Consider the following 14,494-nt stretch of genomic DNA (forward strand, 5'->3'; position numbering starts at 1 on the left):
CAATCGATCCGCGATCGGCGGACCGGCGCGCCAGCCCCGGGTTCACCGGCCAGGGAAATGCTGTAGACGGACGCGGAACCGACCGAACCCCGCCGATCCCGAGTCGCCCCGCAATGTCCGCCCCCCGACCCGCCCGTCCGGAACCGCGCCCCGGCGTCCTGGCGATCGACACCTACGTGCCCGGCAAGAGCAGTCGGCCCGGCGGCGGCAAGGTCTACAAGCTCTCGTCCAACGAGACGCCCCTCGGCCCGAGCCCCGTGGCGCTGGCCGCGCTCCACGAGGCCACCGCGAAGCTGGAGACCTACCCGGACGGGCGCGCCACGGTGCTGCGCACGGCCATCGCCAAGCGCTACGGGCTCGACCCTGAGCGGATCGTGTGCGGCGCGGGCTCGGACGAGCTGCTCTCACTGCTGGCCTACGCGTATGGCGGGCCGGGCACCGAGGGGATCTACTCGGAGCACGGATTCCTGGTCTACCGGATCGCCATCCTGGCCTCGGGCGGCGAGCCGGTGGTCGCGCCCGAGCGCGACCTGACCGTCGACGTCGACGCGATCCTGGCCCGGGTCACGGACCGGACCCGGATCGTCTATGTCACGAACCCCAACAACCCGACCGGCACCTACCTGCCGTTCGGCGAGATCCGCCGCCTCCACGCCGGCCTGCCGGCGCACGTGCTGCTGGTGATCGACGGCGCCTACGCCGAATACGTGAGGGCCAACGATTACTCGGCCGGGCTCGAGCTGGCGCTCGAATCCGAGAACGTCGTGATGACCCGCACCTTCTCGAAGATCCACGGCCTCGCCGCCGTGCGGATCGGCTGGATGGTGGCGCCGTCGCACGTCGTGGACGCGGTGAACCGCATCCGCGGGCCGTTCAACGTCTCGGGCCCGGCGATCGCCGCCGGCTCGGCGGCCATCGCCGACGAGGCGCATATGGCGGCGGCCGCCGCCCACAATGCCGAGTGGCTGCCGAAGCTCACCGAGGGCGCCCGTGCGCTCGGCCTGGAGGTGACGCCGAGCGTCGCGAACTTCGTGCTGATCCACTTCCCCGACGCGCCGGGCCGCTCGGCGGAAGACGCGGACACGTTCCTGACCGAGCGCGGGCTGATCACCCGCCGGGTCACCGCCTACGGTCTGCCGAACGCCCTGCGGGTGACGGTGGCCGGCGCCGAGGCGAACGAAGCCTTCCTGGCGGCGCTCGGCGATTTCGTGCGGGGCCAGCATGCCTGAGACATCCGGGGGCGTGCCGGCGATTGACCGCCTCGCCATCGTCGGCCTCGGGCTGATCGGCTCCTCGATCGCCCGGGCAGCGCGGCGCTACAACCTCGCCCGCACGATCGTGGCCGTCGACCGGGACGAGGCCGTGCGCGACCGGGTCCGCGAGCTCGGCATCGCCGACGTGGTCACGGGCGACCCGGCCGAGGGCGCGGCCGAGACGGATCTGGTGATCCTGTGCGTGCCGGTCGGCGCGATCGGCGCCGCGGCGGCCGAGATGGCGCCGCATCTGAAACCCGGCGCGATCGTGTCGGATGTCGGCTCGGTGAAGGGCGCCGTGGTGGCGGCGATCCGGCCGCACCTGCCCGAGGGCGTTGCCCTGGTTCCCGGCCACCCGATCGCCGGAACCGAATTCTCGGGGCCGGATGCCGGCTTCGCGACCCTGTTCCACGGTCGCTGGTGCATCCTCACCCCGCCCGAGGGCACCGACACGGCGGCGATCGAGACCGTCCGCGCCCTGTGGGAGGGGATGGGCGCCAACGTCGAGACGATGAGCGCCGAGCATCACGACCACGTGCTGGCGATCACCAGCCACCTGCCGCACCTGATCGCCTACAACATCGTCGGCACCGCCGCCGACCTCGAATCGGCGACGCAATCCGAGGTAATCAAGTTCTCGGCGAGCGGCTTCCGCGATTTCACCCGCATCGCGGCGTCCGACCCGACCATGTGGCGCGACATCTTCCTCAACAACCGCGAGGCGGTGCTGGAGATGCTCGGGCGGTTCAACGAGGACCTGTCCGCGCTCGCCAAGGCGGTGCGCTGGGGCGACGGCGAGGCGCTCCACGCGATGTTCACCCGCACCCGGGCGATCCGGCGCAGCATCGTGGCCTCGGGCCAGGAGACCGCGGCTCCGGATTTCGGCCGGCCGCGTCCGCCGGAGGAATAGGGAAACGCGGCGCATGCGCCCGCGTGGCGAACGCCCAGTCGGCCGATAAGCCGACCCGTCTTTCCGGGGCCGCGAAGCGGAGCCCGGAATCCAGAACCACCGACGCGCTCGGAACCTGCAGCGACGGCGGCTCTGGGTTCCGGGCTCGCCTGCGGCGCCCCGGAACGACGGGTTTGGCTGGTCAACAAGCCGCTCGGCCTCACGCCGGCGGGCGGTTGACCAGGACCGGCTGCGGCGCCGTGCGCTCCGGGAACAGGGCCCGCAGCGCCTCGAGCTTCGGCGCGTCGTTGGCGGCGATGTACGGGTGCCCCGGATGCAGGGCCATGAAGTCCTGGTGGTAGCCTTCCGCCGGGTAGAAGACGGCGCCGGGCTCGATCCGGGTGGCGACCGGCCGCGCGTAGGCCTTGGCCGCGTCGAGCTGGGCGATGTAGGCCCGCGCTACCTGCGCCTGGTCGGCATCCTGCGGGAACAGGGCCGAGCGATACTGGCGCCCGGAATCGGGTCCCTGGCGATCCACCTGCGTCGGGTCCAGCGCCACCGAGAAGAAGATCCGCAGGAGTTCGTCGTAGCGGATCAGGGCCGGGTCGTAGGTGACGGCCACGGCCTCGGCATGGCCGGTCCCGCCGCCGCTCACCGTCCGGTAATCGGCCTCCGCGCGGGTGCCGCCGGCATAGCCCGATACCGCGCTGCTGACCCCGCGGACGTGCTGGAACACGCCCTGCACGCCCCAGAAGCAGCCGCCGGCGAAGACAGCCACGTGCGGCCCCGGCTGTTCGGCGGCCCGGGTGACGGCCTCCGGCAGGCGCCGGGGCGCCTCCTCGGCGAAGGCCGGCAGGCGCGGCAGCAGAACGGCTGCGGCGAGGCCCAGCCCGAGAGCGGCCCCGAGAACCGGGCGGATCGTGTCGCGAAGGGCCATGGTCAACCTCCTGCCGGATGCTGACAGCGTGTTCGCCCCGGCACCCGATCCGGTTACGCGGGCGCGAGGCCGCATTGCGGTGTCGCCCGCATGGGTCTAGGCACCGCGCAAATCATCGCTTCGCCCGCAGGATCCGTCCCGTGACCATCGCGCCCGAGCCCAACTCCTTCCGCACCGGCCCCGACGAGCGCGGCCGCTTCGGCATCTTCGGCGGCCGCTTCGTCGCCGAGACGCTGATGCCGCTGATCCTCGAGCTGGAGGCGGCCTACGAGACGGCCAAGCAGGACCCGACCTTCAAGGCCGAGATGGAGAGCTACGGCACCCACTATATCGGCCGGCCGAGCCCGCTCTACTACGCCGAGCGCCTCACCGAGCACCTGCGCGCCAAGGCGCCGGCGGGGCAGGGCGCCAAGGTCTATTTCAAGCGCGAGGAGCTGAACCATACCGGCTCCCACAAGGTGAACAACGTGCTGGGCCAGATCCTGCTGGCCCGCCGCATGGGCAAGCCGCGGATCATCGCCGAGACCGGCGCCGGCCAGCACGGCGTCGCCACCGCGACGCTGTGCGCGCGGTTCGGGCTCAAGTGCGTCGTCTACATGGGCGCGGTCGACGTCGCCCGGCAGGCGCCCAACGTCTTCCGCATGAAGATGCTCGGCGCCGAGGTGGTTCCGGTCGAATCCGGCACCAAGACCCTCAAGGACGCCATGAACGAGGCGCTGCGCGACTGGGTCACCAACGTCGCCGACACGTTCTACTGCATCGGCACGGTGGCGGGCCCGCACCCGTACCCGGCCATGGTCCGCGACTTCCAGTCGGTGATCGGCCGCGAGACCCGCGAGCAGATGATCGCCCAGGAAGGCCGGCTCCCGGATTCCCTCGTCGCCTGCATCGGCGGCGGCTCGAACGCCATGGGGCTGTTCCACCCGTTCCTCGACGACCGCGAGGTCGAGATCTTCGGCGTCGAGGCCGCGGGCCACGGCGTCCAGTCGGGCCTGCACGCGGCCTCGCTCACCGGCGGCAAGCCGGGCGTGCTGCACGGAAACCGCACCTACCTGCTGATGGACGGGGACGGCCAGATCGCCGACGCCCACTCGATCTCGGCGGGCCTCGACTACCCGGGCATCGGCCCCGAGCACGCGTGGCTGCACGAGATGGGCCGGGTCACCTACCTGTCGGCGACCGATTCCGAGACGCTGGAGGCGTTCAAGCTCTGCTCGATGCTGGAGGGGATCATTCCCGCCCTGGAGCCGGCCCACGCCCTGTCCAAGGTCCTGGAACTGGCGCCCCAGCGCCCGGCCGAGCACCTGATGGTGATGAACATGTCGGGCCGCGGCGACAAGGACATCCCGCAGGTGGCGGAGATCTTCGGGACGAAGCTTTGAGGGCGCAAAGCCGGAGCCGCGCCGTGGCTCCGGGTCGCCGCCGGCGAATCTATCATTCCTGCCGGCGCAGGGCGTTCATGCGTCGGCGGGCCTGGATTCCCGGCCCCGCTGCGCGGACCCGGGATGACGCGGCCCCGTGTCTATCCGGTCGAGGACAGGCCTCGCCAAGTCTCACCGCACCGTCACCTGATCCCTGATCCGCTCGTAGACCGACCGGCTGAGCACGCGCTTCGACAGAAGCTGGTCCACCGACGTGTAGGGACGCTTGGCGACGATCGCCCGGCCGATGGCGCCGCCGCCCCGCAGGCGGTTGAGATCCGCCACCGAAGCGGTGTTCAGGTCGACCACGGCCACGGCTCGGGGCCCGGCAGTGTCCTCGGCCCGATCGATCTCGGCCTGGCCCGCAGCGTCATGCGCCTCCGGCGGCGCGGCCGGATCGGACGGGACGGCGAGGGCGTCGGACGGCATCTGAGCCGGGGCGGCGGGCACCGCGGCGGTCCTGGGCGGGGCGGGCGGCGCCCGGACAGGCTCGGCCGACGCGGCCGGCGGGGATAGCGGCTCGGCCGGCTGGGCCTCGGTCGGCGGCTCGGCCACGGGCGCAGGCTTGGACGAGGATGCGGCCGGCGACGCGGACCGGGATGCCGGCTCGGGCGCCGGGCTCGGCAACAGGAACTGCACCACCGCGGCGAGCAGGCCGGCGATAATGAGTAAGACCGAAATTCTCAGGATTGCAGGGCCGCTGAGCACGCACCACTCGACAAGATTTAAGTCTAGATAATGCTACAGCTTATGCTTTCTTCGCCTTTCGGCCAACTGGCGGCGTCTCTTCAGCGTGGGATCGGGCGGCGATGACCACCAGCCGGGGGCCCGGCCAGAGCGCGCGTCTCGGGGCCCTGCGCTACCTGCCCGCCCTGTTCCGAGAGATTGCCGCGGCCAGTCCCCGCCTCTTCGCCGCGAGCCTCGCCCTGCGGCTCGTGGCGGCCTGCCTGCCGATCCTGACCCTGTACATCGCCAAGCTGATCCTCGACGGGATCGTGGCCGAGCATGCGCGCCCGGCGCCGGCGGCGGGGCTCGCGGACTGGCTCGCCGATCCCGGACGAGCCCGGCTTGCCGGTCTGGTGGCGGCGGAGCTCGGCCTCGCCCTGGTCTCGGACCTTACCGGCCGGCTCTCGAGCCTGACCGAGACCCTGATCGGCGACCTCTACGCGAACGCGGCCTCCCTGCGGCTGATGGCGCATGCCGCCGCCCTCGACCTCGCGCAGTTCGAGGACAGCGCCCAGCAGGACCGGCTCGAGCGGGCGCGCCGGCAGGTCAGCGGCCGGACCGGCCTCATCGGGACGGTGCTCGGGCAGGTCCAGGCGCTCGTCACCCTGGCCTCCCTGGCGGCGGGCGTCGCCGCCTTCACCCCCTGGCTCGTGGTGCTGATCGCCCTGGCCCTGGTCCCCGCCCTGCTCAACGAGTGGCACTTCACCAAGGCCGGCTACCGGCTGGCCTGGCTGCGCAGTCCCGAGCGGCGCCGGCTCGACTACCTCCGCTATCTCGGCGCCAGCGTCGAGACCGCCAAGGAGGTCAAGCTGTTCGGCCTCTCGGGCTATGTCACCGACCTCTACGCGACGGTGGCGCGCCGTCTGCTGACCGAGAACCGCAGCCTCGCCACGGCCCGCGCCGGCTGGGGCTTCGCCTTCGCGAGCCTCGGCACGCTCGCCTATTACGCGGCCTACGCGGTGATCGTCTGGCGGACGGTGGCGGGCTCCTTCTCGGTGGGCGACCTCGCCTTCCTGGCCGGCGCCTTCCAGCGCCTGCGCGGCGGCATCGAGGGGCTGCTCCTCGGCTTCACGCAGATCACCGGCCGGCCCAGTACCTCGACGACTTTTACTCCTTCTTCGCGATCCGGCCGCAGATCCACGCGCCGGCGCGGCCCGTCCCGATCCCGCGCCCGATCCGGGACGGGCTGGTCTTCGAGGATGTCGGCTACCGCTACCCCGGCACGCAGACCTGGGCGCTACGCAACCTCTCCTTCGCGATCCGCGCCGGCGAGACCGTGGCGCTGGTCGGCGGCAACGGCGCCGGCAAGACCACGATCGTCAAGCTGATGACCCGGCTCTACGACCCGCACGAGGGCCGCGTCCTCCTCGACGGCGTGCCGCTCCCGGCCTACGACCTCGGCGACCTGCGGGCGCGGATCGGGGCGATCTTCCAGGATTTCGTCCGCTTCGACCTGACCGCGGGCGAGAACGTCGCGGTCGGCCGGATCGAGGCCGCCGCGGACGCGGACCGGATCGCGGCCGCGGCGGCAAGGGGCTCGCCGCCCCGGTGATCGAGCGGCTGCCCGAGGGCTACGCCCAGCCGCTCGGCAAGCGCTTCGCCGGCGGCCTCGACCTCTCGGGGGGCGAGTGGCAGAAGGTCGCGCTGTCGCGGGCCTACATGCGCGAGGCCGAGATCCTGATCCTCGACGAGCCGACCGCCGCCCTCGACGCCCAGGCCGAGCACGATGTCTTCGCCCGCTTCCGGGAGCTGTCGGCCGGGCGGACGGCCGTGCTGATCTCGCACCGCTTCTCCACGGTGCGCATGGCCGACCGGATCCTGGTCCTGGAGGGCGGCCGGCTCCTGGAGGCGGGCAGCCACGCGGTCCTGATGGCGCGCGGCGGCCGCTACGCCGAATTGTTCACCCTGCAGGCGGAGGGCTACCGGTAGGCAAGCCCCGACGGGGCGGCTCTCCCCGCACTCATTCCGAAGCCGCGCAGCGGCGCCCCGGAATCACGGCGTGGATCACCGGACGCACCGTCACCCAACCATTGCCCGATTCCCTGAGCCTGCTATCTGCGGCGGACCGAACCGAGGTTGTCCATGCGCCTGCGCTCCTCCCGACTCCTGACGGCCGGCCTTCTCGTCTCCGCGTGGGGGGCGCAGGCCGCCCCCGCCGTCTCCGAGCCCCCCGCGCCCGGGGCGCCGAGCGCGGCCCCCGCGATCGTGCTGGCCAACCATCGCGCGGTCTACGACCTTTCGCTCGCCGAGGGCAGCGGCACCCGCTCGGTGGAGAGCGCCCGCGGGCGCATCGTCATCGACTTCCGGGGCGATGCCTGCCGCGGCTACACGATGCTGACCCGCCAGGTGACGGAACTCTCCTCCGGCGAGTCCGGCACGCGCCTGTCCGACATGCGCAGCACCACCTTCGAGGGCGGGGAGGGCCGCGAGTTCCGGTTCAAGACGACGACGCTCACCAACAACCAGCCCGCAGCCCCCGTGGACGGGACCGCCTCCGAGCAGGGCGATGCCCTCACGGTGAAGCTGAAGGGCGGCCCCAAGCCGTTCACCGTGGCGGGGCCGGTGCTGTTCCCGAGCGAGCACATGCGCCGCCTGATCGACGCGGCGCGGGCGGGTCAGTCCACCGTCTCGGTCAAGGTCTATGACGGCTCGGACGACGGCAAGAAGGTCTACGACACCTTCGCGGTGATCGGCCATACGGCGACCGGCCCGGCCCCGGCTGCCGATAGCGCGCGGGACAAGCCCCTGCGCGACGGGCCGCTCGCCGGGATGCCGCACTGGCCGGTGCGCCTGAGCTACTACACGGAGGGCGCCGGGGAGCGCACGCCGATCTACACCCTCGGCTTCGACCTCTACGAGAACGGCGTCAGCGGCGCGCTCAAGCTCGATTACGGCGATTTCGCCATCCTGGGCGACATGACCGCCCTCGACATCGACGCCAAGGCGGGGCGGGGCGACAAGGATTCGGGGAAGGGCTGCACGCCCTGAGGGCCCGGACCACCCGGGCCTGTCTGCCGCAGGAACCGGGGATGACCCGGTGCGCGCCGTCATCCCGGGGCCGCGCAGCGGAGCCCGGGATCCAGATCCGCCGACGCGGCCATTTTCGGCAGGTCGGTGCGTCTGGATTGCCCGCCTCCGGCGTGCCCCTCCGGGTCCGGGCACGCGCCTGCGGCGCCCCGGAATGACGGCCGGATCGACACCTCCGGAAACGAACGTCCCGAGCGTTCAGCCCCTCACGCCCACTCGTCGTCCGGGCGCGGCGACAGCCTGTGCCACGCCGCGGCGATCCGCTCAGGCTTGACGCCGAGCGCCGCCGCGCAGGCGAGGAGCACGTTCTCGTCGCCCATCACGTGGTCGAGAACGCCCACCAGAAAGGCCGGCTCCCGGGCGCTCTCCCGGAGCGTCTCGGGGCCGAGTCCGCTCGCTGCCAGGAACGGCAGGAGGCGGTCATCCTCGGCCGTGATCCACAAAAGAACGTCCAGGGCGAGCCGTTCGGCGGCTTCATCCCCTTGAAGAGGTTTGCCATTCATCAACATGTGAACGCTACAAAGGCGACGGAGGGGCTTCACTGCCCACTAATCATGATCGGCGCGCACCGGGACAACGGATCATGAAGAAGACGGTGCTGATCGTCGAGGACAACGAGTTGAACATGAAGCTGTTCAACGACCTCCTGGAAGCGAACGGCTACGCGACTCTGAAAACCGCCCACGGGATCGAGGCGATCGAGCTCGCGCGGGCACACCATCCCGACCTGATCCTCATGGACATTCAGCTGCCGGAGGTCTCAGGGCTGGAGGTGACCAAGTGGCTCAAGGAGGACGACGATCTCAAGAGCATCCCGGTGATCGCCATCACGGCCTTCGCCATGAAGGGCGACGAGGAGCGGATCCGCGAGGGCGGCTGCGAGGCCTACCTGTCGAAGCCCATCTCGGTCGCGAAGTTTTTAGCAACGGTTCGCGCGTATCTTGAGCCGCGGTGACCCCGCAGGGGCGCACCGTTGAGGAGGCGACCCGGCCGTGCCGGACCGGGTCGCCTCCTCAACCGTCCCCCCGATGCGCGGCCGTACGCCGACCCGCCCGATCCGGGCCGCCCAGCCGCGTGTCAGCGAGGAACCATGTCGGCCCGCGTCCTGATCGTCGACGATCTGTTCCCGAACGTGAAGCTTCTGGAAACGAAGCTCGGGCTGGAATATTTCGACACGCTCGCCGCCATGAACGGCCCTGACGCCATCGCGATCTGCGAGAAGGGCCTGTGCGACCTCGTCCTGCTCGACGTGATGATGCCCGGCATGGACGGGTTCGAGGTCTGCCGCCACCTCAAGAGCAACCCAGTCACGGCTCACATCCCGGTGGTGATGGTCACGGCCCTCGACCAGCCCTCGGACCGCCTGCGCGGGCTCGATGCCGGCGCCGACGACTTCCTGACCAAGCCCGTGGACGACACCGCCCTGTTCTCCCGGGTCCGCAGTCTCGTGCGCCTCAAGGCGGTCACCGACGAGCTGCGCCAGCGGGCATTGGCCTCGCGCGAGTTCGGCATCGGCGATCCCCTGGCGCTCGCCACCGCGGAGACCGGCCTCGACGCCCGGATCCTGCTGATCGAGGACCGTCCCGGCGCGGCGGACCGGATGGCGGGGGCGCTGCGCCAGCACCACGCGGTGACGATCGAGCCCGACCCGCACGCCGCCCTCCAACGCGCCGCCGAGGAGGGGTTCGACCTCGCCCTGGTCAGCCTCGACCTCGCGGGCTTCGACGGCCTGCGCCTGTGCAGCCAGCTCCGCTCCCTGGACCGGACCCGCGCCACGCCGCTGATCATGCTGGCGGAGGAGCACGACCGCGCCCGCGTGGTGCGCGGCCTCGATTTCGGCGTGCACGACTTCCTGATGCGCCCGGTCGACCGGAACGAACTGACGGCCCGGGTCCGCACGCAGGTGAAGCGCAAGCGCTTCACGGACGCGCTCCGGGGGGCGATGCAGGCCTCCCTGCAGATGGCCGTGACCGACGCCCTCACCGGCCTGCACAACCGGCGCTACCTCGACAACCATCTCGGCGCGCTCTTCGCCGACGACGCCACGCGGCGACCGGCGCTCGCCGCGCTGATCCTCGACATCGACCACTTCAAAGGCATCAACGACAGCTTCGGCCACGAGGCCGGCGACGAGGTGCTGCGCGGCTTCGCCGAGCGGGTCCGCCAGCACACGCGGCCGGTCGACATCGTGGCGCGCTACGGCGGCGAGGAAGTCGTGGTGATCCTGCCGGAGGCCGGCCTCGTTGAGGCGCAGATCATCGCGGAGCGCATCCGCGAGCGGGTCGAAGCGGTGCCGTTCACGGTGCAGCGATGCACCCGATCGATCCCCGTGACGGTCTCGATCGGCGTCGCCGTGCGGCACGCGGAGGATGCCAGCCCCGGAGACATGCTCCGGCGTGCCGATCTCGCCCTGTACCGGGCCAAGGCGTCGGGACGGAACCGGGTCGAGCCGCAGGCGGCCTGAGCGCCGCGCGGAGGGCGGTCCGCTCAGCTCAGATCCGCCCAGCCCGCCTGACCGCCCGCAACCGCGCCACGGCGTCGAGCGCCCAGGCCAGCGAGTCCCCGCGGCGGGATCCGATGCAGCGCAGGCTGCCGCCGTCCTCCCCCTGGACCAGCGTGCTGGCCTTCACCCGGAAGCCCATCGTGGCGAGCAGGTCGAGCAGCGTGGCCAGATCCGCGTCGGGCCCGAATGCGATGGTCACGGTGCCGTAGCTGCGCTGCCGGAGCACCGTCTGGAGCCGCCGCAGTCGCTGCAGCGTCAGCAGCCAGTCGGCCAGCAGCATCGCCGTGCCGGCCGAGACGCAGATCAGCACCATGGTCCGCAGGCCGGCCGGATGGCCGAGCTCCTCCCGGTCCCAGCCCAGCGAAGGCCGCCGGGAAGCAGAGGCCGGGGTGGATTGCGACCGTCTCGAGGGTAGGCTCGCCGATCACCGCGTGGACCCGGCAGCGGGACGGGGTGCCGGGCGTTCGGAGCGCGGCATCATCGCAGGCCCTCCGAGGCGGGGCGCGTCAAATCGCTTACCCCTGCTTAGGGATGAAAACCCTAGGATAGCCGTATCAGGACAGCCCGGTGCCGACTCGGCGCCGGCAGAGAATCGGACGACCCGGATGGACATGCAGGTGCCGGCACAGACCGGCCGCGACGCGAGCGTGCTGGAGCACCGCCGCCTGTGCAAGATCGCCTCCTCGCCGCACGCCTATGTCCGCGGCAGCACGGCGCGCTTCTACGAGCTCCTCGCCCGCATGCCGGCGGGGGCGCTGCCCGAGGGGCCGCCGGTTTGGATCTGCGGCGACGCCCATCTCGGCAATCTCGGCGCGCTCGCCGGCCCGGACGGGCAGATCGACATCCAGATCCGCGACCTCGACCAGACCGTGGTGGCGAACCCGGCCTTCGACCTCGTCCGGCTGGCGCTCTCCCTGGTCACCGCCGCGCTCAACGCCACCCTGCCGGGCATCGTCACCGCCCGGATGATGGATGCCATGGCCGACGGCTACGCCGACGGGATCGCCGACCCCGAAGGCGCCGAGCGGGACATCGCCGAATCCGAGATCGTCGCCACGACGAAGCGGCGGGCGCTCGGGCGGCGCTGGCGCCACCTGTCCCGCGAGCGCCTGAAGGGCAAGGCCGGCCGCCTTCCGCGCGGCAGCCGGTTCTTCGACCTCGACGCTGACGAGCATGCGGCCTTCGACGCCCTCAGCCGCGATCCGGAGGTGCGGCGGCTCGTCCTGGCGCTCGGCGGCGCGGCTTCGGATGCCGAGATCCGGCTGCTCGATGCCGCCTACTGGATCAAGGGCTGCAGCTCCCTCGGACGCCTGCGCTATGCCGGCCTGGTGGAGGTTCTGGGCGGCGACCGTCCGCACCTCGCGCTCCTCGACGTGAAGGAGGCGGTGCCGCATCTCGCGCCCGCCGCCCCGGGCGCCGCCATGCCGGCCGACCATGCCGAGCGGGTCGTCGCGGGCGCCCGGGCGCTGTCGCCCAACCTCGGCGACCGGATGGTGGCCGCGCACTTCCAGGGCACGCCGGTCACGGTCCGCGAGCTGATGCCGCAGGATCTCAAGATCGATGCCGAGCAATTCTCGCGGAGCGAGGCGGTGCGCGTCTCGAGCCATCTCGCGGCGATCCTCGGCCGGGCCCACGGCCGCCAGATGGACGGGGACGCCCGCCGGAGCTGGATCGCCGCCGTCCGCGCCCCCGGCCCGGGACCGGACGCGCCGGGCTGGCTCTGGACCGTGGTCACCGACCTGATGGGCGAGCACCAGCGCGGCTACCTGGAGCATTGTCACCGGATCGCCCGCGAGGACCTGACGCGGGGGTGACGGGCGGCCGGCGCGGGCCCTTCGGCCACGACGCCGGTTGACACCAATCCCGCCATCGCCAACACCTCGCGCCCGCCGCCCTTCGCGCGGCGGAATCCGGGAAGACCTGTGACACGATGGCGGTGACGCGCACCTACCTCGACTTCGAGAAGCCGGTGGCCGAGCTGGAGGCCAAGCTCGAGGAACTGCGCGCCGTGAGCGCGCGCGACGGCGCGGTCTCGATCGCCGAGGAGGTCGGCCGGCTGGAGGCCAAGGCCGGCCAGGCGCTCGCCGAGATCTACGCGAACCTGACCCCCTGGCAGAAGACCCAGGTGGCGCGCCACCCGCAGCGTCCGCACTTCGTGGATTATTGCGGCGGGCTGATCACCGAGTTCACGCCGCTCGCCGGCGACCGCAGCTTCGGCGAGGACGAGGCGATCCTGGGCGGGTTCGGCCGCTTCCGCGGGCGGCCGGTCCTGGTGCTCGGCCAGGAGAAGGGCGCCACCACCGAGGCGCGGCTGCGCCACAATTTCGGGATGGCGCGCCCCGAGGGCTACCGCAAGGCGGTGCGCCTCATGGAGACCGCCGACCGGTTCGGCCTGCCGGTCATCGCCTTCGCCGACACCGCCGGCGCCTATCCGGGCATCGAGGCGGAGGAGCGCGGCCGGCCGAGGCCATCGCCCGCTCGACCGAGGCCTGCCTCGCCCTCGGCGTCCCCAACGTCGCCGTGGTGATCGGGGAGGGCGGCTCGGGCGGCGCCATCGCGCTGGCCACCGCCAACCGCGTGCTGATGCTGGAGCACGCGATCTACGGGGTGATCTCCCCCGAGGGCGCCGCCTCGATCCTGTGGCGCGACCAGGGCCGCGCCTCCGACGCGGCCACCGCCATGAAGATCACCGCCCAGGACCTGCTGCGCCTCGGCGTGATCGACACCATCATCCCGGAGGCCACCGGCGGGGCCCATCGCGACCGCGAGGGCGCGATTCGCTCCGCGGGCGATGCCATCGCCGAGTCGCTCGCCCCGTTCGACGGCCTCACGCCCGCCGAGATCCGCGACCGCCGCGCCGAGAAGTTCCTCGCCATCGGCCGGACGCTGTGACCGCGCCCGGGGCGACCGGGGGTCTGCTGGGCGCCCTCGGCCGGCTCATCGGCCGGCGCGACGCCCGGGAGCCGGGCTCGCACAACCACATCTCGCTCGGCTGCAACTGCCAGATGGCGCACGTGCTCAAGACCCTGGATCTGCGCCAGTGGTCGGGCCCGCTCGACTGGATCTTCTCGATGCCCGGCATGGCCCGGGACTGCCTCGCGGACGATTTCGCCGCGCTCGCCGACCGGAGCCAGCTGGAAACCATCCCCGAGGCGGAGCGGCGCGGGCCCGGCATCTGGCGCGGGCGTCACCGGCTCTATCGCGAGCATCACGGGCTCGAATGCGTGTTCAACCACCACGATCCGGCGGCGAATGACGCGGATTACGCCTTCCTCACCGAGGGCGTGCGCCGGATCCGCAAGGCACTCGACACGCCCGGCACCGACAACCGCCTGTGGATGATGACCCATCTCCATACGCCCCGAGACGTGGTCGAGGCGATCGACGACCTCCTCGGGTCGCGGGCAAGCCGCAACCATCTGACCTTCCTTCAGCTCGAGCCGGGGCACCCGGGCATGGAGGTCGCGGAGGCCACCGACCTGCGGCCGACGCTCCGCTGGCTCACGGTGCGCACCCCCTCGGAGCCGGTCGGCATGCGCCTCGCCGACCCGGCCGACGATGCCCGGCTCGTCGAGATCATCCGCGCCGAGGCGGTCCGGCGGCCCGCCGTGCTCGGCTGAGCCGAGCCTGCCGCCATCCCGGAGCCGCCTGTGGAAAGCGCGCATTCGCGGGCTCTGCGCACATGGGAACAATCCAGTGTTGCAACCGGGTCCTTGCGGTAAGGAAGGCGCAAGCTTA

The 14,494-nt window shown here is 71.9% G+C and carries 12 protein-coding genes and 2 pseudogenes; 10 read left to right on the plus strand and 4 right to left on the minus strand.

Going from position 1 to position 14,494, the window contains the following annotated elements:
• Nucleotides 1–113 precede the first annotated feature (113 nt).
• Nucleotides 114–1,229, plus strand: a complete 1,116-nt coding sequence (locus M6G65_RS04410; protein ID WP_250103612.1) for a pyridoxal phosphate-dependent aminotransferase — start codon at nucleotides 114–116, stop codon at nucleotides 1,227–1,229.
• Complete coding sequence (locus M6G65_RS04415) at nucleotides 1,222–2,163, plus strand: prephenate/arogenate dehydrogenase family protein (RefSeq protein WP_238197391.1); 942 nt, start codon at nucleotides 1,222–1,224, stop codon at nucleotides 2,161–2,163. Before M6G65_RS04410 ends, M6G65_RS04415 begins: the two co-directional genes overlap by 8 nt.
• A 199-nt stretch (nucleotides 2,164–2,362) precedes the next feature.
• Here M6G65_RS04415 and msrA read toward each other — a convergent pair whose 3' ends face one another.
• Nucleotides 2,363–3,079: a peptide-methionine (S)-S-oxide reductase MsrA gene (gene msrA, locus M6G65_RS04420; protein WP_238197392.1), complete on the minus strand. Its 717-nt coding sequence runs from the start codon at nucleotides 3,077–3,079 to the stop codon at nucleotides 2,363–2,365.
• Nucleotides 3,080–3,219: 140 nt separating this feature from the next.
• Here msrA and trpB point away from each other — a divergent pair, with 140 nt between their 5' ends.
• Entirely contained in the window at nucleotides 3,220–4,461 is a 1,242-nt protein-coding gene (gene trpB / locus M6G65_RS04425) for a tryptophan synthase subunit beta (protein ID WP_238197393.1), read from the plus strand.
• Nucleotides 4,462–4,632: 171 nt separating this feature from the next.
• Here the strand turns inward: trpB and M6G65_RS04430 are convergent, their stop codons facing one another.
• Entirely contained in the window at nucleotides 4,633–5,055 is a 423-nt protein-coding gene (locus M6G65_RS04430; protein WP_250103613.1) for a helix-hairpin-helix domain-containing protein, read from the minus strand.
• A 254-nt stretch (nucleotides 5,056–5,309) separates the two neighbouring features.
• On the opposite strand from M6G65_RS04430, the pseudogene M6G65_RS04435 reads away from it, so the two are divergent.
• Both M6G65_RS04435 and M6G65_RS04440 read left to right on the plus strand, forming a co-directional pair.
• Nucleotides 5,310–7,155, plus strand: a pseudogene (locus tag M6G65_RS04435) (ABC transporter ATP-binding protein).
• 153 nt (nucleotides 7,156–7,308) lie between these two features.
• The gene (locus tag M6G65_RS04440; RefSeq protein ID WP_238197396.1) at nucleotides 7,309–8,214 is read left to right on the plus strand and encodes a cell envelope integrity EipB family protein; all 906 of its coding nucleotides are present in this window, start codon (nucleotides 7,309–7,311) and stop codon (nucleotides 8,212–8,214) included.
• Between the two features lie 245 nt (nucleotides 8,215–8,459).
• On the opposite strand, the gene M6G65_RS04445 is transcribed toward M6G65_RS04440, so the two are convergent.
• Nucleotides 8,460–8,756, minus strand: coding sequence for a DUF3572 domain-containing protein (locus M6G65_RS04445; RefSeq protein WP_192710310.1), 297 nt, complete (start codon nucleotides 8,754–8,756; stop codon nucleotides 8,460–8,462).
• Between the two features lie 80 nt (nucleotides 8,757–8,836).
• On the opposite strand from M6G65_RS04445, the gene M6G65_RS04450 reads away from it, so the two are divergent.
• Nucleotides 8,837–9,208 carry a response regulator gene (locus tag M6G65_RS04450; protein WP_007560977.1) on the plus strand — a complete coding sequence of 124 codons (372 nt, stop codon included), beginning with the start codon at nucleotides 8,837–8,839 and terminating at the stop codon, nucleotides 9,206–9,208.
• Nucleotides 9,209–9,343: 135 nt separating this feature from the next.
• The gene (locus tag M6G65_RS04455) at nucleotides 9,344–10,717 is read left to right on the plus strand and encodes a PleD family two-component system response regulator (protein ID WP_238197397.1); all 1,374 of its coding nucleotides are present in this window, start codon (nucleotides 9,344–9,346) and stop codon (nucleotides 10,715–10,717) included.
• Between the two features lie 28 nt (nucleotides 10,718–10,745).
• Here the strand turns inward: M6G65_RS04455 and M6G65_RS04460 are convergent, their stop codons facing one another.
• Nucleotides 10,746–11,069: a hypothetical protein gene (locus M6G65_RS04460; protein ID WP_250103614.1), complete on the minus strand. Its 324-nt coding sequence runs from the start codon at nucleotides 11,067–11,069 to the stop codon at nucleotides 10,746–10,748.
• Nucleotides 11,070–11,361: 292 nt separating this feature from the next.
• Between M6G65_RS04460 and M6G65_RS04465 the strand changes: the two genes are divergently transcribed.
• The 3 genes and pseudogenes from M6G65_RS04465 to M6G65_RS04475 all read left to right on the plus strand — a co-directional run bounded on the left by M6G65_RS04465 (nucleotide 11,362) and on the right by M6G65_RS04475 (nucleotide 14,376).
• Nucleotides 11,362–12,570, plus strand: a complete 1,209-nt coding sequence (locus M6G65_RS04465; RefSeq protein ID WP_238197398.1) for a DUF2252 family protein — start codon at nucleotides 11,362–11,364, stop codon at nucleotides 12,568–12,570.
• A 116-nt stretch (nucleotides 12,571–12,686) separates the two neighbouring features.
• Nucleotides 12,687–13,648: pseudogene (locus tag M6G65_RS04470) on the plus strand (acetyl-CoA carboxylase carboxyltransferase subunit alpha).
• On the plus strand, nucleotides 13,645–14,376 hold the full coding sequence (locus M6G65_RS04475) for a DUF1796 family putative cysteine peptidase (RefSeq protein WP_250103615.1): 732 nt from the start codon (nucleotides 13,645–13,647) through the stop codon (nucleotides 14,374–14,376). The pseudogene M6G65_RS04470 and the gene M6G65_RS04475 overlap by 4 nt, the downstream one beginning before the upstream one ends.
• The last annotated feature ends 118 nt before the right edge of the window (nucleotides 14,377–14,494 follow it).

This window comes from Methylobacterium tardum (genome assembly GCF_023546765.1).
Classification (GTDB): Bacteria; Pseudomonadota; Alphaproteobacteria; order Rhizobiales; family Beijerinckiaceae; genus Methylobacterium; species Methylobacterium tardum.

Coding starts and splice junctions, on each gene's coding strand:
- M6G65_RS04465 (WP_238197398.1), top strand. CDS start 11,362: ATGGACATGCAGGTGCCGGCACAGACCGGCCGCGACGCGAGCGTGCTG.
- M6G65_RS04410 (WP_250103612.1), top strand. CDS start 114: ATGTCCGCCCCCCGACCCGCCCGTCCGGAACCGCGCCCCGGCGTCCTG.
- M6G65_RS04450 (WP_007560977.1), top strand. CDS start 8,837: ATGAAGAAGACGGTGCTGATCGTCGAGGACAACGAGTTGAACATGAAG.
- M6G65_RS04440 (WP_238197396.1), top strand. CDS start 7,309: ATGCGCCTGCGCTCCTCCCGACTCCTGACGGCCGGCCTTCTCGTCTCC.
- M6G65_RS04415 (WP_238197391.1), top strand. CDS start 1,222: ATGCCTGAGACATCCGGGGGCGTGCCGGCGATTGACCGCCTCGCCATC.
- M6G65_RS04445 (WP_192710310.1), bottom strand. CDS start 8,756: ATGAATGGCAAACCTCTTCAAGGGGATGAAGCCGCCGAACGGCTCGCC.
- M6G65_RS04455 (WP_238197397.1), top strand. CDS start 9,344: ATGTCGGCCCGCGTCCTGATCGTCGACGATCTGTTCCCGAACGTGAAG.
- M6G65_RS04460 (WP_250103614.1), bottom strand. CDS start 11,069: ATGGTGCTGATCTGCGTCTCGGCCGGCACGGCGATGCTGCTGGCCGAC.
- msrA (WP_238197392.1), bottom strand. CDS start 3,079: ATGGCCCTTCGCGACACGATCCGCCCGGTTCTCGGGGCCGCTCTCGGG.